The organism is Pseudomonas sp., assembly GCF_030147005.1.
GTDB lineage: Bacteria > Pseudomonadota > Gammaproteobacteria > Pseudomonadales > Pseudomonadaceae > Aquipseudomonas.
In genome coordinates this window covers 1-22,340 of the sequence record NZ_JASLAW010000177.1, presented here as the reverse complement: position 1 = coordinate 22,340, position 22,340 = coordinate 1, and the positions used below count along the sequence as shown (strand labels likewise).

The 22,340-nt window shown below is 61.4% G+C and carries 23 protein-coding genes and 1 pseudogene; 6 read left to right on the top strand and 18 right to left on the bottom strand.

Going from position 1 to position 22,340, the window contains the following annotated elements; genetic code table 11:
- Nucleotides 1-238 precede the first annotated feature (238 nt).
- Nucleotides 239-781, top strand: coding sequence for an exonuclease domain-containing protein (locus tag Q1V60_RS16735; RefSeq protein ID WP_300632475.1), 543 nt, complete (start codon nucleotides 239-241; stop codon nucleotides 779-781).
- Nucleotides 782-1,002: 221 nt separating this feature from the next.
- A complete protein-coding gene (locus Q1V60_RS16730; RefSeq protein WP_181282746.1) occupies nucleotides 1,003-1,284 on the top strand; it encodes a pyrimidine/purine nucleoside phosphorylase in 282 nt (93 codons plus the stop codon).
- 49 nt (nucleotides 1,285-1,333) lie between these two features.
- Here Q1V60_RS16730 and Q1V60_RS16725 read toward each other — a convergent pair whose 3' ends face one another.
- Together Q1V60_RS16725 and Q1V60_RS16720 are read right to left on the bottom strand one after the other, a co-directional pair.
- The gene (locus tag Q1V60_RS16725) at nucleotides 1,334-2,137 is read right to left on the bottom strand and encodes an MOSC domain-containing protein (protein ID WP_300632472.1); all 804 of its coding nucleotides are present in this window, start codon (nucleotides 2,135-2,137) and stop codon (nucleotides 1,334-1,336) included.
- Nucleotides 2,138-2,177: 40 nt separating this feature from the next.
- Nucleotides 2,178-3,113, bottom strand: a complete 936-nt coding sequence (locus tag Q1V60_RS16720) for a chemotaxis protein CheV (RefSeq protein ID WP_300632471.1) — start codon at nucleotides 3,111-3,113, stop codon at nucleotides 2,178-2,180.
- A 549-nt stretch (nucleotides 3,114-3,662) separates the two neighbouring features.
- On the opposite strand from Q1V60_RS16720, the gene Q1V60_RS16715 reads away from it, so the two are divergent.
- From Q1V60_RS16715 to Q1V60_RS16705, 3 genes are all read left to right on the top strand, one after another.
- Nucleotides 3,663-4,112 (top strand): hypothetical protein, encoded by a 450-nt coding sequence (locus Q1V60_RS16715; RefSeq protein ID WP_300632469.1) that lies wholly within the window; start codon nucleotides 3,663-3,665, stop codon nucleotides 4,110-4,112.
- Between the two features lie 327 nt (nucleotides 4,113-4,439).
- On the top strand, nucleotides 4,440-5,333 hold the full coding sequence (locus Q1V60_RS16710; protein ID WP_300632511.1) for a sensor histidine kinase: 894 nt from the start codon (nucleotides 4,440-4,442) through the stop codon (nucleotides 5,331-5,333).
- Entirely contained in the window at nucleotides 5,330-5,989 is a 660-nt protein-coding gene (locus Q1V60_RS16705) for a response regulator transcription factor (RefSeq protein ID WP_300632467.1), read from the top strand. The genes Q1V60_RS16710 and Q1V60_RS16705 overlap by 4 nt, the downstream gene beginning before the upstream one ends.
- Here Q1V60_RS16705 and yegS read toward each other — a convergent pair.
- The 16 genes from yegS to flhA all read right to left on the bottom strand — a co-directional run bounded on the left by yegS (nucleotide 5,948) and on the right by flhA (nucleotide 21,650).
- The gene (gene yegS, locus Q1V60_RS16700; protein WP_300632465.1) at nucleotides 5,948-6,868 is read right to left on the bottom strand and encodes a lipid kinase YegS; all 921 of its coding nucleotides are present in this window, start codon (nucleotides 6,866-6,868) and stop codon (nucleotides 5,948-5,950) included. The genes Q1V60_RS16705 and yegS overlap by 42 nt on opposite strands.
- 173 nt (nucleotides 6,869-7,041) lie before the next feature.
- Nucleotides 7,042-7,434 (bottom strand): DUF2802 domain-containing protein, encoded by a 393-nt coding sequence (locus tag Q1V60_RS16695; protein WP_300632462.1) that lies wholly within the window; start codon nucleotides 7,432-7,434, stop codon nucleotides 7,042-7,044.
- Nucleotides 7,435-7,917 (bottom strand): chemotaxis protein CheW, encoded by a 483-nt coding sequence (locus Q1V60_RS16690; RefSeq protein ID WP_057721368.1) that lies wholly within the window; start codon nucleotides 7,915-7,917, stop codon nucleotides 7,435-7,437. It abuts the gene before it with no gap.
- A gap of 79 nt (nucleotides 7,918-7,996) precedes the next feature.
- Nucleotides 7,997-8,827 carry a CheW domain-containing protein gene (locus tag Q1V60_RS16685; protein ID WP_300632459.1) on the bottom strand — a complete coding sequence of 277 codons (831 nt, stop codon included), beginning with the start codon at nucleotides 8,825-8,827 and terminating at the stop codon, nucleotides 7,997-7,999.
- The gene (locus Q1V60_RS16680) at nucleotides 8,827-9,615 is read right to left on the bottom strand and encodes a ParA family protein (RefSeq protein WP_300632457.1); all 789 of its coding nucleotides are present in this window, start codon (nucleotides 9,613-9,615) and stop codon (nucleotides 8,827-8,829) included. The genes Q1V60_RS16685 and Q1V60_RS16680 overlap by 1 nt, the downstream gene beginning before the upstream one ends.
- Nucleotides 9,616-9,665: 50 nt before the next feature.
- Nucleotides 9,666-10,553, bottom strand: a complete 888-nt coding sequence (motD, locus tag Q1V60_RS16675; RefSeq protein WP_300632455.1) for a flagellar motor protein MotD — start codon at nucleotides 10,551-10,553, stop codon at nucleotides 9,666-9,668.
- Entirely contained in the window at nucleotides 10,550-11,017 is a 468-nt protein-coding gene (locus Q1V60_RS16670) for a hypothetical protein (protein WP_300632453.1), read from the bottom strand. Before Q1V60_RS16670 ends, motD begins: the two co-directional genes overlap by 4 nt.
- 5 nt (nucleotides 11,018-11,022) lie before the next feature.
- Nucleotides 11,023-11,763 carry a flagellar motor protein gene (locus Q1V60_RS16665; protein WP_300632450.1) on the bottom strand — a complete coding sequence of 247 codons (741 nt, stop codon included), beginning with the start codon at nucleotides 11,761-11,763 and terminating at the stop codon, nucleotides 11,023-11,025.
- Complete coding sequence (locus Q1V60_RS16660; protein WP_300632448.1) at nucleotides 11,763-12,902, bottom strand: chemotaxis response regulator protein-glutamate methylesterase; 1,140 nt, start codon at nucleotides 12,900-12,902, stop codon at nucleotides 11,763-11,765. The genes Q1V60_RS16665 and Q1V60_RS16660 overlap by 1 nt, the downstream gene beginning before the upstream one ends.
- A 48-nt stretch (nucleotides 12,903-12,950) precedes the next feature.
- Complete coding sequence (locus Q1V60_RS16655; protein WP_300632445.1) at nucleotides 12,951-15,170, bottom strand: chemotaxis protein CheA; 2,220 nt, start codon at nucleotides 15,168-15,170, stop codon at nucleotides 12,951-12,953.
- Between the two features lie 11 nt (nucleotides 15,171-15,181).
- Nucleotides 15,182-15,970, bottom strand: a complete 789-nt coding sequence (locus Q1V60_RS16650) for a protein phosphatase CheZ (RefSeq protein WP_300632442.1) — start codon at nucleotides 15,968-15,970, stop codon at nucleotides 15,182-15,184.
- Nucleotides 15,971-15,988: 18 nt separating this feature from the next.
- Nucleotides 15,989-16,363: a chemotaxis response regulator CheY gene (locus Q1V60_RS16645; protein ID WP_300632439.1), complete on the bottom strand. Its 375-nt coding sequence runs from the start codon at nucleotides 16,361-16,363 to the stop codon at nucleotides 15,989-15,991.
- Between the two features lie 167 nt (nucleotides 16,364-16,530).
- Entirely contained in the window at nucleotides 16,531-17,271 is a 741-nt protein-coding gene (gene fliA / locus Q1V60_RS16640; protein ID WP_065884564.1) for an RNA polymerase sigma factor FliA, read from the bottom strand.
- Nucleotides 17,268-18,101 carry a flagellar synthesis regulator FleN gene (gene fleN, locus Q1V60_RS16635; RefSeq protein ID WP_003192912.1) on the bottom strand — a complete coding sequence of 278 codons (834 nt, stop codon included), beginning with the start codon at nucleotides 18,099-18,101 and terminating at the stop codon, nucleotides 17,268-17,270. Before fleN ends, fliA begins: the two co-directional genes overlap by 4 nt.
- A 105-nt stretch (nucleotides 18,102-18,206) precedes the next feature.
- Nucleotides 18,207-19,523, bottom strand: a complete 1,317-nt coding sequence (gene flhF, locus Q1V60_RS16630; protein WP_300632431.1) for a flagellar biosynthesis protein FlhF — start codon at nucleotides 19,521-19,523, stop codon at nucleotides 18,207-18,209.
- A gap of 12 nt (nucleotides 19,524-19,535) precedes the next feature.
- On the bottom strand, nucleotides 19,536-21,650 hold the full coding sequence (flhA, locus tag Q1V60_RS16625) for a flagellar biosynthesis protein FlhA (protein ID WP_300632509.1): 2,115 nt from the start codon (nucleotides 21,648-21,650) through the stop codon (nucleotides 19,536-19,538).
- A 376-nt stretch (nucleotides 21,651-22,026) separates the two neighbouring features.
- Between flhA and Q1V60_RS16620 the strand changes: the two are divergent.
- Nucleotides 22,027-22,222 (top strand): annotated as a pseudogene (locus Q1V60_RS16620) (hypothetical protein).
- Nucleotides 22,223-22,340 lie beyond the last annotated feature (118 nt).

The window sequence follows — 22,340 nt, the reverse complement described above, 5'->3', positions numbered from 1 at the left end:
CCGTAGCCTTCAACCCGATCGCTGCACAGGCTCCAGCATGTGCGCCAGCCACAACCTGCTCGTCCAGGCAGAAGAGGCCCGGCCCAAGTTCGACAAATCAAGCACGTGCAGGTGGCGGCTGGCGGTCAGGTGCGCAATCGCCAGGTTCTGCTGGAGATTGAATAAGCCCCTGGGCGGAACTACAAGGCCCGGCTACGCTCTATCCCCATCAGGACAGGAACAGTACGGGAACCTGCGCATGCCTCATTGGCTGATTATTGACCTTGAAGCCACAACGGATGACGGCGGCTGGCCCGTGACGGAGATGGAAGTCATCGAAATCGGCGCGAGCCTGGTCAACCGCCAGGGCCGCGAGCTGGATCATTTCCAGCGTTTCGTGCGACCGCTGCGGCGGCCATTGTTGACGCCCTTTTGCCGCAAATTGACCCATATCACCCAGGCCAACATCGACGCGGCAGCGCCCATTACCGAAGTGTGGCCGCTGTTCGAGCGCTGGCTGGGCCAGCATCAGCCACGCCTGGAAGGCTGGGCCAGTTGGGGCGACTACGACCGCGCGCAACTTGAGCTGGAATGGCAACGCCATGGCCTGGCCAGCGCGCTTGGCCAGACGCCCCACCTCAACCTCAAGCAGCGTTTCGCCAAGGCCCGGCGCCTGGACAAACCCCTGGGGCTCAATGGCGCGTTGCAGTTGGCGGGGATGCACTTTGTGGGCCAGCAGCATCGGGCCCTGGAAGATGCGCGCAATACCGCACGCCTGCTGCCGCTGATTTTGCCGGTCTAGGCAGCTCTGAAAGGCTTGGGCATACTGGTCAACCTTTTTGCCTTAATGCCGCTCACCTGTAGAAACGAAAATCCTGTGGCGAGCAGGCTTGCTTGCGCTGGGGTGCGAAGCGCCCCCAAAATCCGGGGACTGCTGCGCAGTCAACGGGAGCAAGTTCCCTCGCCACAGCAGCCCGCGTCTGCACCGTGAGTGTAAGCATTATTCTTTCCGAGGATTCACCCATGTTCAAAGTCAACGAATACTTCGACGGCACCGTCAAGTCGATCGCTTTCGGCACCGCGGAAGGCCCGGCTACCATCGGCGTGATGGCCCCGGGTGAATACGAATTCGGCACCGACCAGCGTGAAATCATGCACGTGGTTTCCGGCGCCCTGGTCGTGAAACTGCCTGACGCCGAGTGGGAAACCTTCGCCGCCGGCAGCCAGTTCAACGTGCCGGCCAACAGCAAGTTCCAGTTGAAGGTCGCCGTCGACACCGCTTACCTGTGCGAATACCGCGGCTGACCGTCACGCGACCCAAAAAAATGCCCGTCTCCTGCGAGACGGGCATTTTTCATTCCAGTACGGTCAACGGCATCCCGACTTCCAGCCGCCCAACCCCGTCGTTGACCAGGTTCTGGCCGAACATCGCGCCCCGCTCGGTGCTGCGGTAGGCCTGCAGGGTCGCAAAAGGTTCGCGGTCCGGGCTGCGCTCGCCGGTCTGCGGGTCGATGGTCGTTAGAATGCACCGTGAACACGGCTTGACCACGCGAAACTCCATGTCGCCGATGCGCACGCGTTTCCAGCCATCCTCGGCGAAGGCCTCGCCGCCTTCGATCACCAGGTTGGGACGAAAGCGCAGCATGTGCATGGGCCGGCCGATATGCGCGCACAGATCGTCCAGGGAAGCCTGGCCGATCAGCAGCAAGGGATAACCGTCGGCAAACCCCACCTGATCGTCATCCCGGCCAAAACCGGGCGCGGTGGAGCGTGCGCGGTCGGTGGGCATATGCACCAGGCGCGTGGGTTTGCCGATGAAGGCGCTGACCCAGGCCGCCGCGGCATCGCCCGCGTCCGGCACGCGCAGGGTGTCGTGCCAGATGGTCACACCGCGCAGCGCGTCGGCGCCGGGCAATGCCACGTCCAATGTCGAGTAGCCAGGTGCGCTGAGGGTCAGGCCGCCCGCCTTGTTCCACAACGCAGTCAATTGGCTCATCTTCGCCACGGCGCGTTGCGTGAGGAATCGCCCGCTGGCTTCGTCTACCAGCATCCAGCGGCGATCCCCTGCCAGCCCGAGCTTGTCGAGGCCAATCTGCTGCAGGGCCTCGGCCTTACCAGACTTTAAGGGGTAACGGTACAACGCACTGAGACGGAGCATGGGACGACATTCCTAGGAAACAAAGTGTCATATCCTAAAGTCAGGCAGGCACTTCGTCCAACATCAGTCGCTGGCGAACCACATCCACCAGCTTGTCCGGCTGGAATTTGGAGAGGAAATTGTCGCAGCCGACCTTCTTCACCATCGACTCATTGAAGCTGCCCGACAGCGAAGTGTGCAGCACCACGTAGAGCCCCCGCAGACGCGGGTCGTTGCGAATTTCGGTGGTGAGGCGGTAGCCGTCCATCTCGGGCATTTCGGCGTCGGTGAAGATCATCAGCAGCTTGTCGGTCATCACCTGACCGGTGTCGGCCCATGCCTTGAGCATGTTCAAGGCCTTGAGGCCGTCGCTGGCAATGTGCATCTTCACGCCCAACTGGCCCAGGGTGTCACGCAACTGCGAGAGCGCCACGTTGGAGTCGTCCACCAGCAGCACCTCGCGGCCACGGGCGCGTTCCAACACCGGGTCTTCGAGTTTTTCACGGGAGACCTTGGCGTTATACGGCACGATTTCAGCGAGGACTTTTTCTACATCGATGATTTCCACCAACTGGTCATCGACCTTGCTGATGGCGGTGAGATAGTGCTGGCGCCCGGCGCTGGCCGGCGGCGGCAGGATGGCTTCCCAATTCATGTTGACGATACGGTCGACACCGCCCACCAGAAACGCCTGCACCGAGCGGTTGTACTCGGTGACGATGATGGTGCTGTTGGGCCCTGGCACCAGCGGACGCATGCCGATGGCCTGGGACAGATCAATCACCGGCAGGGTCTGGCCACGCAGGTTGACCACGCCGCATACAAAGGGATGGCGCTGGGGCATCAGGGTCAACTTGGGCAACTGCAGCACTTCCTGCACTTTGAACACGTTGATCGCGAACAGCTGCCGCCCGAACAGGCGGAACATGAGGATCTCCAGGCGATTCTCACCCACCAATTGCGTGCGTTGATCTACGGTGTCGAGAATGCCGGCCATTGAAAGCTCCTGGTGTGCACGTTGGTTGGCGCTGAGAAGGTGCGCAGTTCATATAGGCAAGTTATCGGCGGCAAGCGCCAGACCTTGACCCCGGTAAAATGCCACGTAAAGGCATTGATGTCACACTGACATCATGCTTTACTGCATCGACCCTCTCACAGGGCTGTGTGACCGCCCACCGGACACTCAAATCCGCATACGGTTCCCTTACATAGGGGATTCCCCTATGCGCAATCAGGCCCAACCTGATATTCGCGATATCTAATAGCCATTAATGTGACGCCATTCTCATTGCATGAATGGAGTCAGGCTTTTGTTTGCCATCCCACGCCCTTGGCCCACCGGCCTTTTAGGCACTCACGTATCGGCAACTAAAGTCGTGTCACCCCGCTCCACTGGGGCTACACACGACTTTCGCGGCCATTTCAATAAACTTCCTACAGGTTTATCGGAATCAGCCTACAAGCCTCAATCATATTTCAGCGCTAGCTTTAAGCCATTCACCCGGTGCGACATTTCATCACCCGAGCTTAAGTTGCGGAGACATGCATGATGAACAGCGCGAAAGAATGGCAAACGGCACTTCCCGAATTTCTGATGGAAGCCGAAATGCTGCTGATCAAATCGCAGGAGTGCTTGAGCCATCTGCATCTGATCCGCAACGACAGCGATGCCATCGACTGCATGAAAATCAGCCTCTCCAAACTCGCCGAAAAGGCCGACAACCTGGCGCTGCAAGCGATCAGCGATTTCTCGCGGCGCCTTCAGGAGCTCATTGCAAACGCCCAGAGCCCCATGCAACTGCACGACCAGGCGTTGGATGCGTTACATGACTGCCTGACGCTGCTGGCCTGGCAAGTGGAGCTGATCGACACGCGCACCGGTGAACTGACCCTGGACGAGAGTGAGCAAACCTCGTTGATCGCGACGGTGACCTTGCAGATTCCGCAAAAGAATTTCAGTCATAAACCGCAGCAGCGCTTGCATCACGGGGCGTGAGCTTTATGTATGTCGTATTTAATCGCTGACATATCCAAAAACGACCGATGATGGCGAAGCAAGAACAAATATCAATTAGCCATCAACGCAAATACGATACAAAACAACTTTAATAATACAACTGCCCTTTTTAACGCTGGGATTAACACCCGGCGTATTTGCATGGGCCATAACCAATCAGGCGACCAACGGTAACAGGGGTGGTACTATGCCTCCCCCGCGAAGTGACTCAACTTCATCATGTTTAAAAACGATTCGGCAGCGTATTCCAAACAGAGCCCGGCCAGCCGGTCTGCGCGCAGCGAACCCTCAGTGGCTCCATCCGCTATGTACGCCAACCTCAAACGACTTTTCTCAAGGTCTGTGTCGCGCAGCAACGCGTGCCGTATCGTCCTCGCGCTGTGCCTGTGTTCGTTGTGTGTGAGCGTATGGGCGTCTGTGCATGCTTCATCCTGGTCGCTACTGATCCTGCTGCTCAACCTGACCGCGCTGGCGATGGTGGGCCTGCACCAATGGCGGTCGCGCACAGCCATCAAGTTTCAGCCCCAGGAATTGGCCGACCGCCTGTTGCAGGTTCAGGAAAACGAGCGCCATCGCCTCAGCCGCGAGCTGCACGACGACATCGGCCAACTGCTCACCGCCGCCAAGCTGCAAAGCGAATGGCTGCAGCGTCGCCTGCCGCCCGAGCTGCAAGCCTCCTGCACGACGCTGTGCAATACCCTCGACGAAACCCTGGCCAAAGTGCGCGACGTGTCCGCCATTCTCAACCCGCGCCAGTTGGCCAGCCTGGGCCTGGAAGCGAGCTTGCGCGCGCACCTGCTCAAGACCCTGGAAAACACCCAGGTGCGCTGGAGCCTGGAATGTCAGCAACGCTTGAACGGTATTCCTGAAGAAATGGCCGTGGCGGCTTTTCGTATCACCCAGGAAGCGGTGACCAACATGCTCCGTCACGCCCAGGCGCACAACCTGCTGGTGCGCCTGCAACGCCTGCCCGAAGGGCTGTCGCTGATGATCTGCGATGACGGCCTGGGCTTTTCGCCCGCCATCGACCCAGGCCTGCAAGGCCAATGCGGCATGGCCGGCATGGCCGAGCGGGTTGACCAACTGGGGGGCACCTTGTCCGTCGGCAGCCAGCCAGGCAAAGGCACGCGGATCGAGGCGCTGTTGCCTTGGGCGCCCCGCGCCTTCGAACGGGCCAGCGCGCCTAAGGTTGTCCAGTGACCTGCACCCTACTCCTGGTGGATGACCACGCGCTGATCCGCGCCGGCGTACGTGCGTTGATCCAGGATATCCCCGACTACAACGTGGTCGGCGAAGCCAACGATGGCGCGCAATTGCTCGAACAATTTCGAGCCCTGCAGCCGGATATCGTGCTGCTGGACCTGTCGATGAAACACACCGGCGGCCTGGATGCCTTGCAGCAGCTCAAGGTTGCCTACCCCACGAGCAAAGTGCTGATCCTGTCGATGCACACCGACCCCGACCTGATCATGCGCGCGCTCGAGTCGGGCGCCCACGGCTACCTGCTCAAGGACATGACCGCCAGCGAGTTGGAACATGCCCTGCGCGCCTTGCGCAACGGCGAGCGCTACCTGAGCCCAGCCATCGCCCACACGGTGATCAACCAGGCGCTGATCCGCAGCCACGGCGCGGCCTTGCCGGTGCGCCATAGCCACAACCTTACGGCGCGCCAGTTGGAGATCCTGCGTTTGATCGTGCGCGGCAAATCCACGCGGGAAATCGCTCACGGCCTGGGCTTGAGCATCAAGACCGTGGAAGCGCATCGTTCGCAGATCATGAAGCGTCTGCAGATTTTCGACGTGGCGGGCCTGGTGTTATTCGCTGTGCGCGAGCAGATCATCAGCCTGGACGACTAGGGGCGAGCCCAGCGGCAGATGCACCCGCAGGGCCTTGGGCAAGGCCTCGAAATGCAGATCGTCGCCTTCCAGCGGCTCGCCATCGAGGTTGATGTACAAGCCTTGCGCGCCCTTGATATTGACCCACGGCAGGCGGGCGCGGACGAACATGGTGTCCAGGCCCCAGCCGTTGCTCATCAATTCGCGCAGGGTGCCGACCACTTCCTGGGGGGCCGGCAGGATGCTGATGTCCAGCAACCCGTCATCGGCCAGCGCACCGGGGCACAGCACGTGCCCGCCGCCGGCCTGGCGCCCGTTGCCGATACCCAGCGCGAGCAGCTCACCTTTCCAATGGAAATCCGGGCCTTCCAGCTCACCGTAGGCGGCCTTCAATTCACTGAAGCGCGACAAACCGGTGAACAGGTAAGCGGCGCCACCGAGGATTTTCTTCAGGTCTTCGGAGGTGTTGGCGGTGACCTGGCTGCCGAAACCGCCAGTGGCCATGTTCAGGAAGATCTGCCCGCCGACCTGTCCGAGGTCGATTGCCCTTGGCTCAACGTCCAGCAACCCCAGGGCGCCGGCCGGCTCCAACGGCACGCCGGCGGCCTTGGCAAAATCATTGGCGGTGCCCAGGGGCATCAACACCAGGCTGGCGTCGGTTTTGGCTTGAGCCATGGCTTCGGCCACATCGCGCAAGGTGCCGTCGCCACCGCCGGCAATGATGTGGGTGTAACCGTCGGCCAGGGCTTGAGTGACCAGGCGCTGGGCATCGCCGCCCTCCCAGGTCACCCGCACCGCCAGCTCCCAACCCTGCTCACGTCGAGCCAGCACGGCCGCACGCACGTCCTCGTTGAGGGCTTGTTTGCCGTGAAGGATCAACAGGGCTTTGGGGGTGGGCATGACGGAATCTCCTGGGTCAAAGGTGCTTGCAGGATGTGACCTTTGCAGAGGGGAAAAAAGTCTGTCCGGGTAGGAAATTAAATTGACTCGGCATGCCGTCAGCGCCCGAGTCCAAAATAAAGCCGCCACAAAAACCTGAAGCGGCTCCACATTCCTGATCCGGGGCAAACGCTTTAGCTCTTGTGCAACTTACTCATCAACTGCGCCTCAGCCTGGGTCAGCCCACACGACTGCGTCAGCTCATCCACCGTCGCGCCCATGCCCACCAGCTTGGCGGCCTGGGCGAATGACAAGTTCGCAGGGTCACGCTGCTCCAGCTGCACCAACTTGTCCGGCAATGGCCCAAGAATCGCGCGCAGTTCATGCACTTCATCCCCGACCCGCACGGCGCTCTGCTGGAAGTGATCAACGCGCTTGACCAGCTCCAGAATGCGCCGGTCGCGCACCGCGTCACGCTCGGCCTGTTGCATGGCCAACTCGCGCTGCTGGCGCACGTAGCGCAGCACAAACGCCAAAGTCCCGGCCCACAACAGGGCCAGGACAATTACCGCCGCCTCAAGGAACAATCAGATGCTCTCCAGTTCCGACCACTCTTCTTCGCTCATCATTTTGTCCAGCTCAACCAGAATCAACAGCTCGTTGTTCTTGTTGCACACGCCCTGGATAAACTTGGCGGATTCTTCGTTGCCCACGTTCGGCGCGGTTTCCACTTCCGACTGGCGCAGGTAAACCACTTCGGCCACGCTGTCGACCATGATCCCGACCACTTGCTTGTCGGCTTCGATGATCACGATGCGCGTGTTGTCGTTGACATCGGTCGGCGCCAGGCCGAAGCGCTGACGGGTGTCGATCACCGTCACCACGTTGCCGCGCAGGTTGATGATGCCCAGCACGTAGCTCGGTGCACCCGGGACCGGGGCGATCTCGGTGTAGCGCAGCACTTCCTGCACGCGCATCACGTTAATGCCGTAGGACTCGTTGTCCAGTTTGAAGGTCACCCATTGCAGGATCGGATCATCCAAACCTTGTGCGGACGCTGACTTATTCATGCTTCTGACCCCTCAAATGCCGCTATCGACGGCGTGTGTGCTATTCGGGCCGCGCAACCGCGCGACCTTTATTGTTTAATCAACTGCGTAGGTTCTGCGGCATCGTTTTGACGGCGCCACTGGCGATCAACTCGGCCAGTTCGGCGACGTCGAGCAACGCGCACATGTGTTCAATCACGGTGCCCGCCAACCACGGCCGTTGGCCACGATGGCTGCGCCATTTGATTTCGTTCGGGTCCAGGCGCAACGAGCGGCTGACCTGATGCACCGCCAACCCCCACTCGTAGCCCTGCACGGAAATTACGTACTGCAGGCCCTGGCGGAAGTCGTCGCGGTAACGGTCAGGCATCACCCAGCGCGCGGTGTCCAGCACCTTGAGATTGCCGGCCTGGCTGGGCAGGATGCCGAGGAACCACTCCGGCTGCCCGAACAGCGGCGTCAGCTCCTGGCCTTCCAGGGAATAGATCGAGCCCAGGCACACCAGCGGCACCGCCAGGGTCAACCCGGCGACGTCGAACAGCAGGCACTCGAACGGCTCGGCGGCCCACGACGGGCGACCGTCGCCGGTCACCGGCGGCGGCGTGATGCTAGGCGGCAGGTGCACCTGCACGATCGGCTCCACCACCACCGGCGCCACGACTTCAGGCGTGACCGGCACCACCACCAGCGGCGCCTCGACTTCAGGCGTGATCGGCACCACCACGGGCGGCGCCTCGACGTGTGCATCGCGGGCCTGTTCCTCAAGCACCGCCAGTTGGAACTCATCCAGCGCAGCGTCGGGCTCGACGGCCGGCTCCGGCACCACGATCGGTTCCGGCAGTTCTTCGGCCGTCGCATCCTGCAGCAAGGCATCCAGGTAGGATTCCAGCGCCAGTTGCGGCCGCGTCTTGAATTGAAGAGGACGATTCATCACGCCACCTGCGCCACAAGCTGCTGAGACAGCAGGTGCTTGAGTAACGCCCGGTACGCCAGCACGCCCCGGCTCTTGCCGTCGAATTGCGACGGCGTAAGCCCCGCGCGGCTGGCGTCACGCAGGCGCGTGTCCACCGGGATATAGCCGTTCCAGATGGTTTCCGGGTAGGCATCGCGCAGTACGCGCAGGGTGCCGAGGGACGCCTGGGTACGGCGGTCGAACAAGGTCGGCACAATGCTGAACGGCAGCGCCTGTTTGCGCGAACGGTTGATCATCGCCAGGGTGCTGACCATGCGCTCCAGGCCTTTGACGGCCAGGTGCTCAGTCTGTACCGGGATCACCAACTGCTGGCTGGCCGCCAAGGCATTGACCATCAGCACGCCGAGCAAGGGCGGGCTGTCGATGATCGCGTAGTCGAAGTCCTGCCACAGTTGCGCCAGGGTCTTGGCGATCACCAGGCCCAGGCCGCTCTGGCCCGGCGACTGGCGCTCGAGGGTGGCCAGGGCGGTGCTGGACGGCAGCAGCGAAATACTGTCATTGCTGGTGGGCAGCAACAGTTGCCCAGGCAGGTCGCTCGGCACGCTGCCCTTGTGCAGGAACAGGTCGTAGCAACTGTGTTCCAGCGCATCCGGGTCGTAGCCGAAATAGCTGGTCATGGAGCCGTGGGGGTCCAGGTCGACCACGACCACGCGCTTGCCTGCCTCGGCCAGCAAGCCGGCTAAAGCGATGGACGTGGTGGTCTTGCCGACTCCACCCTTTTGATTGGCAACTGCCCAGACTCTCATTCGGTTGATTCCTCCCGGTGGGCACAGGCGCGACCGAGACATTGCATGGGTTATAAAGCCGGTGACGGAGAATTGACGGAGCTTGCCCGCACCGACGGCTTTGCAAGGGCCGGTGCAGTTTGTGTGCCAGCGCGCCTTAATGCCGCGTCCGGTGTTGCATTCGCTGTGCCGGTGCCGGTCAGGCTGCGGCGTACATCCAGGTTACGTGACACCACCAGCACCACCCGCCGGTTGCGCGCACGGCCTTCAACCGTGGCGTTATTGGCCACCGGCTGGAATTCACCGTAGCCCACCGAAGCTAGGCGCTGGGGGTTCACACCCTGCATCGCCAGCATGCGCACGATGCTCGCCGCGCGGGCCGAAGACAGTTCCCAGTTGGTCGGGTACTGCACGGTGGCGATCGGCAAATTGTCGGTAAAGCCCTCGACGTGGATCGGGTTTTCAAACGGTTTGAGGATCGCCGCCACCTTGTCGATGATGGTGAAGGCCTGGTCGCTAGGCAACGCATCGGCGCTGGCGAACAACAGGCTGGAATTCAACTCGATCTCCACCCACAGCTCATTGCCGCGCACGGTCATCTGGTTGGAACTGATCAGGTCGCCAAAGGCGGCGCTGATATCGTCGGCGATGCTTTTGAGCGGGTCGCTGGTACCGCCGATACCGGCGGCGGTTTCATCGCTGTCGCTGACCAGCGGCTTGGCCGGGGTCACGGTCTTGGGCCGCTCGTCGCCGATGGGAATCGGCTTGAGCGCGCGCTCCGAATCGTTGAACACCCCCACCAATGCCTGGGAAATGATCTTGTACTTGCCTTCGTTGACCGACGAGATCGAGTACATCACCACGAAAAACGCGAACAGCAAGGTGATGAAATCCGCGTAGGACACCAGCCAGCGCTCATGGTTGACGTGTTCCTCGGGCTCGCGACGGCGACGGCTCACAGGTAACAACCTCTCTGACCAACAGTGACCGCTTCACTGTGAGTGGCCGCTTCACCGTGAGTGGCCGCCTCACTGTGAGTGACCGCTTCACCGTGAGTGACCGCTTCACCGTGAGTGACCGCTTCACTGTGAGTGACCGCTTCACCGTGAGTGACCGCTTCACTGTGAGTGGCCGCTTCAATGTGAGTGGCCGCTTCACTGTGAGTGACCGCTTCACCGTGAGTGGCCGCTTCACCGTGAGTGGCCGCCTCACTGTGAGTGACCGCTTCACTGTGAGTGACCGCTTCACCGTGAATGACCGCTTCACTGTGGTTGTGGCGAGCGAGCTTGCTCGCGCTGGGGCGCGCAGCGGCCCCAAACCCAGACGCCGCGAGCTGTCTGAAAGAACGCATTGCCTGGATTGGGGCGGCTGCACAGCCCGGCGCGAGCAAGCTCGCTCGCCACAGCCACAGGTCGATGTTCATGTGCATCAGTCCGAGAAGCCCTGGAGCTTCAATTCGATGGAGCGCGGGTTCTCGCCCTCGGCGATCGACAGGATGCCTTCGAGCAGCATTTCGCGGTAACGGGACTGGCGCATGGCAATCGACTTGAGCTTGCTCGCCACCGGCAACAACACCAGGTTGGCGCTCGCTACGCCATAGATGGTGGCGACAAACGCCACGGCAATGCCGCTGCCCAGTTGCGAAGGGTCGGCCAGGTTGCCCATTACGTGGATCAGGCCCATCACCGCGCCGATGATGCCGATGGTCGGCGCGTAGCCGCCCATGCTTTCAAAGACTTTGGCCGCATTGATGTCGCGGCTTTCCTGGGTGTAGAAATCCACCTCGAGGATGCTGCGGATCGCTTCCGGCTCGGCGCCGTCCACCAGCAGCTGCAAGCCCTTGCGGGCGTAGCTGTCGGGCTCGGCATCGGCCACGCCTTCCAGGCCCAGCAAGCCTTCCTTGCGTGCGGTGAGGCTCCAGTTGACCACGCGGTCGATGCCGCCCGGCATGTCGACCCGTGGCGGGAAAATGATCCAGACCAGAATCTGCATGGCGCGCTTGAACGAATTCAGCGGCGACTGCAACAACGCCGCGCCCACGGTGCCACCGATCACGATCAGCGCCGCCGGGCCGTTGGCCAAGGCGCCTAGGTGGCCGCCTTCCAGGTAGTTGCCGCCGATGATGGCGACAAACGCCAGGGTGATGCCGATCAGGCTCAAGACATCCATCAGAGACAGGCCTCCACCAGATGCTTGCCGATGTCGTCCAGGCTATAGACCGCATCGGCCAGGTCGGCCTTGACGATCGCCATCGGCATGCCATAAATCACGCAACTGGCTTCGTCCTGGGCCCAGATGGCGCTGCCGCCCTGCTTGAGCAGGCGCGCGCCTTCACGGCCGTCGGCGCCCATGCCGGTGAGCACCACCGCCAGAACTTTGTCGCCGTAGGACTTGGCCGCCGAACCGAAGGTGATATCCACGCACGGCTTGTAGTTCAGGCGCTCATCGCCCGGCAGGATTTTGATCGCGCCACGGCCGTCCACCATCATTTGCTTGCCACCGGGGGCCAGCAGCGCCAGGCCAGGGCGCAGGATGTCGCCATCCTCGGCTTCCTTGACGCTGATGCGGCACAGCTTGTCCAGGCGCTCGGCGAAGGCCTTGGTGAAGGCGGCGGGCATGTGTTGCACCAGCACGATCGGCGCCGGGAAGTTGGCCGGCAGTTGGGTCAATACACGCTGCAAGGCCACCGGCCCGCCGGTGGACGTACCGATAGCCACCAGCTTGTAGGCCTTGCGCTTGGGCGCGGGCGAATGGGTGCTCGGCGCCGCTGTGCGGGTGGGCGCTGCTGGCGCGGGCCGGGCTGCCGGTGCGGGCGCGGTGCGGCTGAACGACGACGTTGGCGCGGCCGCGGGTGCGGGCGTGGGCGTGGGCGTCGTTGTCGGCGCAGGCGCGCTGAACAGGCTGCGGCGGTTACTGCGCGAAATGCTGTGCACCTTCTCGCACAGCATCTGTTTGACCTTCTCGGGGTTGCGCGAGATGTCTTCGAAATTCTTCGGCAGGAAGTCCACCGCGCCGGCATCCAGGGCGTCCAGGGTGACCCGGGCGCCTTCGTGGGTGAGCGAGGAGAACATCAGCACCGGTGTCGGGCAACGCTGCATGATATGACGCACGGCGGTGATGCCATCCATCATCGGCATCTCGTAGTCCATGGTGATCACGTCCGGCTTCAACGCAATGGCTTGATCGATCGCCTCTTTGCCGTTGGTGGCCGTGCCGACTACCTGGATCGTTGGATCGGCGGAAAGAATCTCCGAGACGCGGCGGCGGAAGAAACCCGAATCATCCACCACCAAGACCTTGACTGCCATAAACACTCCGTTAGACGGGGCAGGCACTACCGCCCTGCCCCGCCAGAATCAAATACGCCGTGCGGCGTAACGCTTGAGCATGCTCGGAACATCGAGAATCAGCGCGATCCGACCGTCACCGGTGATGGTCGCACCCGACATGCCCGGGGTTCCCTGCAGCATTTTGCCCAAAGGCTTGATGACCACTTCTTCCTGGCCGACCAGTTGATCGACCACAAAGCCGATGCGCTGGGTGCCCACCGACAGAATCACCACATGCCCTTCGCGCTGCTCTTCATGCTTGGCCGAAGCCACCAGCCAGCGCTTGAGGTAGAACAATGGCAATGCCTTGTCGCGCACGATCACCACTTCCTGGCCGTCCACCACATTGGTGCGCGACAGGTCGAGGTGGAATATCTCGTTGACGTTGACCAGCGGGAAGGCGAAAGCCTGGTTGCCCAGCATCACCATCAGGGTCGGCATGATCGCCAGAGTCAACGGCACCTTGATGACGATCTTCGAGCCCTGGCCTTTGGTCGAGTAGATATTGATCGAGCCGTTAAGCTGGCTGATCTTGGTCTTCACCACGTCCATGCCGACGCCACGGCCGGACACGTCGGAAATCTCGGTCTTGGTCGAGAAGCCGGGGGCAAAGATCAGGTTGTAGCATTCGGTGTCAGTCAGGCGGTCGGCGGCGTCCTTGTCCATCACGCCGCGCTTGACCGCGATATTGCGCAAAATGGCCGGGTCCATGCCTTTGCCGTCATCGGTGATCGACAGCAGGATATGGTCGCCCTCTTGCTCCGCTGCCAGAATCACCTTGCCGCCACGGGTCTTGCCCGAGGCTTCGCGTTCTTCCGGGGTTTCGATGCCGTGGTCGACGGCGTTGCGCACCAAGTGGACCAGCGGGTCGGCCAGGGCCTCGACGAGGTTTTTGTCGAGGTCGGTTTCTTCACCCACCAGCTCAAGATTGATTTCTTTCTTGAGCTGGCGCGCCAGGTCGCGCACCAGGCGCGGGAAACGGCCGAAGACTTTCTTGATCGGCTGCATGCGCGTTTTCATCACCGCGGTTTGCAGGTCGGCGGTGACCACGTCAAGGTTCGACACGGCCTTCTGCATGGCTTCGTCGCCACTGTTCAGGCCCAGGCGCACCAGGCGGTTACGCACCAGCACCAGTTCGCCGACCATGTTCATGATGTCGTCCAGGCGCGCGGTGTCCACGCGCACGGTGGTTTCGGCTTCACTGGCAGGTTTTTCGGCAACCGGCGCGGCGGCACGCGCCGGGGCTGGCGCGGCAGCCGGTGCAGGCGCAGGCTTGGCGACCGGCGCCGCAGCTTTGGCGGCAACCGGTGCGGCCGCAGCAACGGCGGCGGCCGGGGCCACTTCGGTGAATTTGCCTTTGCCGTGCAGCTCGTCCAGCAACGCTTCGAATTCGTGGTCGGAGATCAGCCCGTCAGCGGCCGGTTCGGCCTTCCCGGCGGGGGCGGCGGGCGCGGCTGCAGCGGCCGCAACTTCCGGCAAGGCTTGAGCAACAAACGTGCCTTTGCCATGCAGTTGATCGAGCAACGCCTCGAATTCGTCGTCGGTGATATCGGTGCTGGCGTTGGCATTGGCGTTGGCATTGGCGCTGGCTGCCGGCGCTTGCGGCGCAGCGGCCGGTGCCGTGGTGCCGGCCGCGAACTGGCCTTTGCCATGCAGCTGGTCCAGCAAGGATTCGAATTCCGCGTCGGTAATGTCTTCGCTGGTCGGCGTGGCAACCGGTGCAGCCGCAGCCGGTGCCTCAGCTTCAGCCTTGACCGCATTGAGCGAATCGAGCAGCTGTTCGAACTCGCTGTCGGTCACATCGGCTTCGGCCTGCACCACAGGTTCCGGTTCGGCTTGCACAGCCGGCGCTTGCGCAGCCGGTTCGGCCAGGCGAGCCAGGGCGGCGAGCAGTTCCGGGGTGGCGGCAGTGATCGGAGCACGTTCGCGCACTTCGCTGAACATGCCGTTGACCGCATCCAGTGCTTCGAGAATTACGTCCATCAGTTCCGAGTCAACCTGACGTTCACCCTTGCGCAGGATGTCGAACACGTTCTCGGCGATGTGACAGCACTCCACCAGCTCATGGAGCTGGAGGAAGCCGGCGCCCCCTTTTACAGTGTGAAAACCGCGAAAAATTGCATTGAGCAGGTTCGCATCATCCGGACGGCTTTCCAGCTCGACCAGTTGTTCGGACAGTTGCTCTAAAATTTCGCCGGCCTCTACAAGGAAATCCTGAAGGATTTCTTCATCGGCGCCGAAGCTCATGGGTGTGCTCCTTAGAAGCCTAAACTGGATAACAGGTCATCTACGTCATCCTGACCTGACATAACGTCTTCACGTTTATCGGCATGAATCTGCGGACCTTCACCCTTGGCGAGATGTTTTTGTGGATCTTTTTCCGAGAGGATCGCTTCGCGGTCATGTTCGATGCCGGCAAAGCGGTCTACCTGGCCTGCCATCAACACCAATTTGAGCAAGTTGCTTTCCACTTCGGTGACCAATTGGGTCACACGCTTGATCACCTGGCCGGTGAGGTCCTGGTAATCCTGGGCGAGCAGAATGTCGTTGAGGTTGCTGGAAACCGTGCGGTTTTCCTGCTCGCTGCGTGACAAGAACCCTTCGACCCGACGCGCCAATTCACGAAACTCTTCAGCCCCGACTTCACGGCGCATGAAACGGCCCCAGTCAACGCTCAAGGCCTGGGCTTCAGTGGCCATGCCGTTGACCAGAGGCGTGGCGTTTTCCACCAGGTCCATGGTGCGGTTGGCGGCCGCCTCGGTCAGCCTGACCACATAGGACAGGCGCTCGGTGGCGTCGGTGATTTGCGAAATTTCTTCGGCCTGGGGCATGCGCGGGTCAATCTGGAAATTGACGATCGCACTGTGCAGCTCGCGTGTGAGCTTGCCCACTTCCTGGTACAGGCCGCGATCACGGGTCTGGTTAAGCTCATGGATCAACTGCACCGCATCGGCGAACTGGCCTTTTTCCAGGCTGTCGACCAACCGGTGAGCATGTTTTTTCAGGGTCGACTCAAAGTCGCCCTGTGACGTTTCGTTATGCTCCATAGCTCCCCCGTGGCAGCATCAATGACCGATGCGTTCGAAGATTTTTTCAATCTTCTCTTTCAAGGCCAGTGCAGTGAATGGCTTGACCACGTAGCCGTTGACCCCGGCTTGGGCGGCTTCGATGATCTGTTCACGCTTGGCTTCGGCAGTCACCATCAACACAGGCAGGGTGCGCAGTTTGTCATCGGCGCGCACATGGCGCAGCAAATCAATACCGGTCATGCCTGGCATGTTCCAGTCGGTCACCAGAAAGTCGATGCTCCCGCTGTTGAGGATCGGAATCGCGGTTATCCCGTCATCCGCCTCGACCGTGTTGGTGAACCCAAGGTCACGCAACAGGTTTTTTATGATCCGCCGCATCGTTGAGAAGTCATCAACGATGAGGATTTTCATGTTCTTGTCCAATTCGACCTCCAAGCAGTCTTAAACGCGCCCAGCACCTGGACACGCCACTTCAATCAACAGGCGTTACACAAAAAGGATTGCCCAGGGCACCACGGAACGAGCCCGCGAAGGCCGAAGCCCTCGCGGTAGCGTCTGCAGTGTCCCCACACTGCCTGTCAGCGCGCGCGCCACTCTCCCAACCGCCCCCGCAAGCGGGCCGCGCACTGGCTATGCAATTGGCTGACACGCGATTCGCTGACCCCCAGGACCTCACCGATTTCCTTGAGGTTCAGCTCCTCGTCGTAGTACAGCGCCAACACCAGGCGCTCGCGCTCCGGCAAGTTGGCAATGGCGTCCGCCAACGCCCCCTGGAAACGCTCATCTTCCAGATCGCGCGACGGTTCCATATGCGCACTCGCGCCGTCCTCGTGCAGCCCTTCATGTTCGCCGTCCTGCAACAGGTCGTCGAAACTGAACAATCGGCTGCCCAAGGTATCGTTCAAAATCCCGTAGTAATCGTCGAGACTCAATTGGAGTTCGGCCGCAACTTCGTGATCTTTAGCGTCACGACCGGTTTTAGCTTCAATTGCACGAATTGCGTCACTGACCATTCGCGTATTGCGGTGTACCGAACGTGGCGCCCAGTCACCTTTACGCACCTCATCAAGCATCGCGCCACGGATACGAATACCCGCATACGTTTCGAAACTGGCGCCCTTGCTCGCGTCGTATTTGGTCGACACTTCGAGCAGGCCGATCATGCCGGCCTGGATCAGGTCTTCAACCTGCACACTGGCAGGCAGGCGCGCCAACAGGTGATAGGCAATGCGCTTGACCAGCGGCGCATAGCGCTCGATCAATTCGCCCTGGCTGTCGCGTGCCGACTTTTTGTAAAGGTTGTAGCCGCTTGATGTCATAGCACAGGTCCCGCGCTCGTCTGATGCACCAGTCGCTCGACGAAAAACTCCAGATGCCCCCGAGGGTTGGCAGGCAGCGGCCAGGTATCGACCTTCTGGGCAATGGCCTTGAACGCCAGTGCGCACTTGGAACGAGGGAACGCTTCGTAGACCGCACGCTGCTTTTGCACGGCCTTGCGCACACACTCGTCATAGGGAACTGCGCCGACGTATTGTAAGGCGACATCGAGGAAGCGATCCGTGACCTTGGTCAACTTGGCGAACAGGTTGCGCCCTTCCTGCGGGCTCTGGGCCATGTTGGCCAGGACGCGGAAGCGGTTCATGCCGTAGTCACGGTTAAGCAGTTTGATCAGGGCGTAGGCGTCGGTGATCGAGGTGGGTTCGTCGCAGACCACCAGCAGCACTTCCTGGGCGGCGCGAACAAAGCTGACCACCGACTCGCCGATCCCGGCGGCGGTGTCGATCACCAGTACGTCGAGGTTGTCGCCGATATCGCTGAAGGCCTGGATCAGGCCGGCATGCTGCGCCGGGCTCAGGTGCACCATGCTCTGGGTGCCCGAGGCGGCCGGCACGATGCGGATACCACCGGGGCCCTGGAGCAGCACATCGCGCAGCTCACAGCGGCCTTCGATCACATCGGCAAGCGTGTGTTTGGGTGTCAGCCCCAGCAGAACGTCCACGTTCGCCAGGCCCAGGTCAGCATCCAGCAGCATGACGCGGCGGCCAAGCTCTGCCAGGGCCAGGGACAAATTCACTGACACATTAGTTTTTCCGACGCCACCTTTGCCGCCGGTCACCGCGATCACCTGTACGGGATGCATGCTGCCCATTTTATTTCTTTACCTTGTCTTGCTTAGACGCAGGCTACATGGCTTGGCCGCGTGTATCGCTTGCAGGCCATCGATGTAGGTACATTTCACGGTGTTCATCCTGCCCTATCCCACCCGTTTTGCCGGGTGGTGATAAAGGTCGGCGAACATATCGGCCATCGCTTCCTCGCTAGGCTCGTCTTGCATTTGCACACTGACAGCACGGCTGACCAACTGATGACGGCGCGGCAGATGCAAATCATCCGGGATCCGCGGCCCGTCGGTCAGGTAGGCGACCGGTAATTCATGACTGATTGCCAGGCTCAGCACTTCGCCCAGGCTGGCGGTTTCATCCAGCTTGGTCAGGATGCAACCGGCCAGACCGCAGCGTTTATAGCTGTGGTAGGCAGCGGTAAGAACTTGTTTCTGGCTGGTGGTTGCAAGCACCAGATAATTTTTTGACTTGATGCCTCGCCCGGCCAAGCTCTCGAGCTGCATGCGCAGGGCCGGGTCGCTGGCTTGCAGGCCGGCGGTATCGATCAACACCACGCGCTTGCGCAGCAGCGGGTCGAGGGCGTTGGCCAGGGACTGGCCCGGGTCGACGTGGGTCACCGGCACATTGAGGATGCGGCCCAACGTCCTGAGTTGTTCCTGGGCGCCGATGCGGTAGCTGTCCATGCTCACCAGTGCGATATTCGAAGCGCCGTACTTGAGCACATAACGCGCGGCCAGCTTGGCCAGCGTGGTGGTCTTGCCCATGCCGGCGGGGCCGACCATGGCGATCACGCCGCCTTCTTCCAGGGGTTCGATTTCCGGGGTGGCGATCATCCGCGCCAGGTGCGCCAGCAGCATGCGCCAGGCCTGGCGCGGCTCTTCGACTTCGGCGGTGAGCGCCAGCAGGTCACGGGACAACGGGCCGGACAAGCCGATGCGTTGCAGGCGACGCCACAGGTTGGCTTGTTGCGGCTTGCTGCCTTGCAGTTGAGTCCAGGCCAGCGAACCCAGCTGCACTTCGAGCAGCTCGCGCAGGCCATTGAGTTCAAAACGCATCGAATCGAGCGCGCGCTGGTCGACTGCGGCGGCCGGGGCTGGCGCTGCGGGGCGTGGCGGTTCGATAAAAGTAGGCTCCACCAGCGGCTCGGCGGCGGTCAGGGGCAGGCCGGCGAACAATTGGCGGTTGGTGGTGGCATCGCTGTCGCCGCGCATGCTCAGTTCGGCCTGGGCCGAGACGATGCGCGAAGCAGTCTTGCGCAGCTCGTCTTCAAGCTCCATGTTCGGCACACGCGGAGCCAGGGCCTGAGGCGTGTAATCCAGGGCAGCCGTCAGCTCGACACCGCCGGCAATACGACGGTTACCGATAATCGCGGCATCGGCGCCCAGCTCATCGCGGACCAACTTCATGGCCTGACGCATATCGGCGGCGAAAAAACGCTTCACTTGCATAACCCACTACCCTCAGCCGTTGGGCCCTACTGTCGCGACGATAGTCACTTGCTTATTGTCAGGAATTTCCTGGTAAGCCAACACGTGCAAATTCGGTACTGCCAGGCGTCCAAAGCGCGACAACATCGCGCGGACCGGGCCGGCCACCAGCAGAATCACCGGCTGGCCCTGCATTTCCTGGCGCTGCGCGGCTTCGATCAACGAACGCTGCAGCTTTTCAGCCATGCTCGGCTCCAGCAAAACACCTTCTTCCTGGCCTTGCCCTGCCTTCTGAATACTATTGAGCAATATTTGTTCCAACCTTGGCTCCAAGGTGATAACAGGCAGCTCAGACTCAACGCCTACAATGCTTTGCACGATTGCGCGGGACAAACCGACGCGCACCGCGGCCACCAGCGCGGCGGTATCTTGACTCTTGGCGGCGTTGTTGGCGATGGCCTCGGCAATGCTGCGAATATCCCGTACCGGCACTTGTTCGGCGAGCAAGGCTTGCAGCACCTTGAGCAACTGCGACAACGACAGCACGCCCGGCACCAGCTCTTCGGCCAGCTTCGGCGAGGCTTTGGCCAGCAAACCCATCAATTGCTGGACTTCCTCGTGGCCGATCAGCTCGTGGGAGTGCTTGTAGAGAATCTGGTTGAGGTGGGTTGCGACCACGGTACTGGCGTCGACCACGGTATAACCGAGGGACTGCGCCTGGCTGCGCTGGCTGACTTCGATCCACACCGCTTCCAGGCCAAAAGCCGGATCTTTGGCGGTGATGCCGTTCAGCGTACCGAATACCTGGCCGGGGTTGATCGCCAGTTCGCGGTCCGGGTAGATCTCGGCTTCGGCCAGGATCACGCCCATCAAGGTCAGGCGGTAGGCGCTGGGCGCCAGGTCGAGGTTGTCACGGATATGCACGGTGGGCATCAAGAAGCCCAGGTCCTGGGACAGCTTCTTGCGCACGCCCTTGATCCGCGCCAGCAATTGCCCACCCTGGTTGCGGTCTACCAGCGGAATCAGGCGGTAGCCGACTTCCAGGCCGATCATGTCGATGGGGGTCACGTCGTCCCAGCCCAGCTCCTTGGTTTCCTGGGCACGGGCCGGCGATGGCAGCAGTTCCTGCTGGCGCGCGACCTCTTGCAAGGCCTGGACCTTGACCGCATTCTGCTTTTTCCAGAACAGGTAGGCACCGCCGCCCGCCATGGCCGCCATGCTCAGAAACGAGACGTGAGGCATGCCCGGCACGATGCCCATGATCGCCATGATGCCCGCAGCCACGGCCAGCGCCTTGGGAGAGGCGAACATCTGGCGGCTGATCTGCTTGCCCATGTCTTCGGAGCCCGACGCACGGGTCACCATGATCGCGGCGGCTGTGGATAACAACAGTGATGGCAATTGCGCCACTAAACCGTCACCGATGGTCAGCAAGGCATATACCTTGCCCGCATCGCCGAAAGTCATGCCGTGCTGGAAGATACCCACGGCGATGCCGCCGATGAGGTTGATAAACAGGATCAACAGGCCCGCGATGGCGTCACCGCGCACAAATTTGCTGGCGCCGTCCATGGAGCCATAGAACTCGGCTTCCTGGGCCACTTCCAGGCGACGCGATTTGGCCTGGTTCTGGTCGATAAGGCCGGCGTTGAGGTCGGCGTCAATGGCCATCTGCTTACCGGGCATGGCGTCGAGGGTAAACCGCGCGCTCACCTCGGAGATCCGCCCGGCGCCCTTGGTCACCACCACGAAGTTGATGATCATCAGGATCGCGAACACTACGATACCGACTACGTAGTTACCGCCGATCACCACTTCGCCGAAAGCCTGGATCACCTTACCGGCGGCGGCGTGGCCGTCCTGGCCGTGAAGCATCACCACGCGGGTGGACGCCACGTTCAACGCCAGGCGCAGCAGGGTCGCCACCAGCAGGATGGTTGGGAACACCGCGAAATCCAGCGGCCGCAGGGCGTACACGCACACCAGCAGCACCACCACCGACAGGGCGATGTTGAAGGTGAAGAACACGTCCAAAAGGAACGGCGGCATCGGCAACATCATCATTGCCAGCATCACCAGCAGCAACAACGGCACACCCAGATTGCCCCGCGACAGGTCAGTCAGGGTGCCACGGGCCGTGCTGAGCATTTGAGAGCGATCTACCACCGGTACTCCTCGAAACTTCAAGCAAACTTTTGACGCCAAGAGGCGACTTGCAGGCGGTATTGCAAGAAGCCTTCCAACTTTGGTTCCGGGCGTGGACAACCTTACAAGCGACCGAGCTCACAGGGTGTAAACCGATTCCAATGTGGGAGCGGGCTTGCTCGCGAAGGCGGTGGGTCAATCAATGGATATGCGCGCTGACCCACCGCTTTCGCGAGCAAGCCCGCTCCCACAGTTGGATTTGTGTATAGCCAGGTACCGCCGAGGAAATTTCCGATAGGTTATTGCGGTTGCCCCCAGGAAGCCGACTCCCTAGTCTCCGTACACCGCTGCAAACGCAGCGGCCGGGCGTCGCAATGGCATCAGCACCGAAGACCTGGGTCAACCTCAGCGAAACCCTCGCCTTGGCCAATGCACTCAGCTGCGACCTGGCTTTTGACCTGGAGGGCTCGAAACGAGAGGAATTGCCTGGCATTGCGCAGTTGATCGAACTGGCGCGGTTGCTGGCTGATCGCGTGCACGCCGGCACCGGCCTGGCGACGGGCGCCAGCATCTGATAACACAGCCCTCTCCCACATTTCGGGCTGTGTTTTACCTGGGAATAATTGGGTGAGCTTTTAAACAGGCCGTATTTTCTCGGCCTGTGGGCCTTTTGCACCTTGTATGATCTCAAAC

What these genes read in the sequence shown, in the direction of transcription:
- Q1V60_RS16735 (WP_300632475.1), top strand. Translation starts at nt 239, where the DNA reads ATGCCTCATTGGCTGATTATTGACCTTGAAGCCACAACGGATGACGGC.
- Q1V60_RS16730 (WP_181282746.1), top strand. Translation starts at nt 1,003, where the DNA reads ATGTTCAAAGTCAACGAATACTTCGACGGCACCGTCAAGTCGATCGCT.
- Q1V60_RS16725 (WP_300632472.1), bottom strand. Translation starts at nt 2,137, where the DNA reads ATGCTCCGTCTCAGTGCGTTGTACCGTTACCCCTTAAAGTCTGGTAAG.
- Q1V60_RS16720 (WP_300632471.1), bottom strand. Translation starts at nt 3,113, where the DNA reads ATGGCCGGCATTCTCGACACCGTAGATCAACGCACGCAATTGGTGGGT.
- Q1V60_RS16715 (WP_300632469.1), top strand. Translation starts at nt 3,663, where the DNA reads ATGATGAACAGCGCGAAAGAATGGCAAACGGCACTTCCCGAATTTCTG.
- Q1V60_RS16710 (WP_300632511.1), top strand. Translation starts at nt 4,440, where the DNA reads ATGTACGCCAACCTCAAACGACTTTTCTCAAGGTCTGTGTCGCGCAGC.
- yegS (WP_300632465.1), bottom strand. Translation starts at nt 6,868, where the DNA reads ATGCCCACCCCCAAAGCCCTGTTGATCCTTCACGGCAAACAAGCCCTC.
- Q1V60_RS16690 (WP_057721368.1), bottom strand. Translation starts at nt 7,917, where the DNA reads ATGAATAAGTCAGCGTCCGCACAAGGTTTGGATGATCCGATCCTGCAA.
- Q1V60_RS16685 (WP_300632459.1), bottom strand. Translation starts at nt 8,827, where the DNA reads ATGAATCGTCCTCTTCAATTCAAGACGCGGCCGCAACTGGCGCTGGAA.
- Q1V60_RS16680 (WP_300632457.1), bottom strand. Translation starts at nt 9,615, where the DNA reads ATGAGAGTCTGGGCAGTTGCCAATCAAAAGGGTGGAGTCGGCAAGACC.
- Q1V60_RS16670 (WP_300632453.1), bottom strand. Translation starts at nt 11,017, where the DNA reads ATGAACATCGACCTGTGGCTGTGGCGAGCGAGCTTGCTCGCGCCGGGC.
- Q1V60_RS16665 (WP_300632450.1), bottom strand. Translation starts at nt 11,763, where the DNA reads ATGGATGTCTTGAGCCTGATCGGCATCACCCTGGCGTTTGTCGCCATC.
- Q1V60_RS16660 (WP_300632448.1), bottom strand. Translation starts at nt 12,902, where the DNA reads ATGGCAGTCAAGGTCTTGGTGGTGGATGATTCGGGTTTCTTCCGCCGC.
- Q1V60_RS16655 (WP_300632445.1), bottom strand. Translation starts at nt 15,170, where the DNA reads ATGAGCTTCGGCGCCGATGAAGAAATCCTTCAGGATTTCCTTGTAGAG.
- Q1V60_RS16650 (WP_300632442.1), bottom strand. Translation starts at nt 15,970, where the DNA reads ATGGAGCATAACGAAACGTCACAGGGCGACTTTGAGTCGACCCTGAAA.
- Q1V60_RS16645 (WP_300632439.1), bottom strand. Translation starts at nt 16,363, where the DNA reads ATGAAAATCCTCATCGTTGATGACTTCTCAACGATGCGGCGGATCATA.
- fliA (WP_065884564.1), bottom strand. Translation starts at nt 17,271, where the DNA reads ATGACATCAAGCGGCTACAACCTTTACAAAAAGTCGGCACGCGACAGC.
- fleN (WP_003192912.1), bottom strand. Translation starts at nt 18,101, where the DNA reads ATGGGCAGCATGCATCCCGTACAGGTGATCGCGGTGACCGGCGGCAAA.
- flhF (WP_300632431.1), bottom strand. Translation starts at nt 19,523, where the DNA reads ATGCAAGTGAAGCGTTTTTTCGCCGCCGATATGCGTCAGGCCATGAAG.
- flhA (WP_300632509.1), bottom strand. Translation starts at nt 21,650, where the DNA reads ATGCTCAGCACGGCCCGTGGCACCCTGACTGACCTGTCGCGGGGCAAT.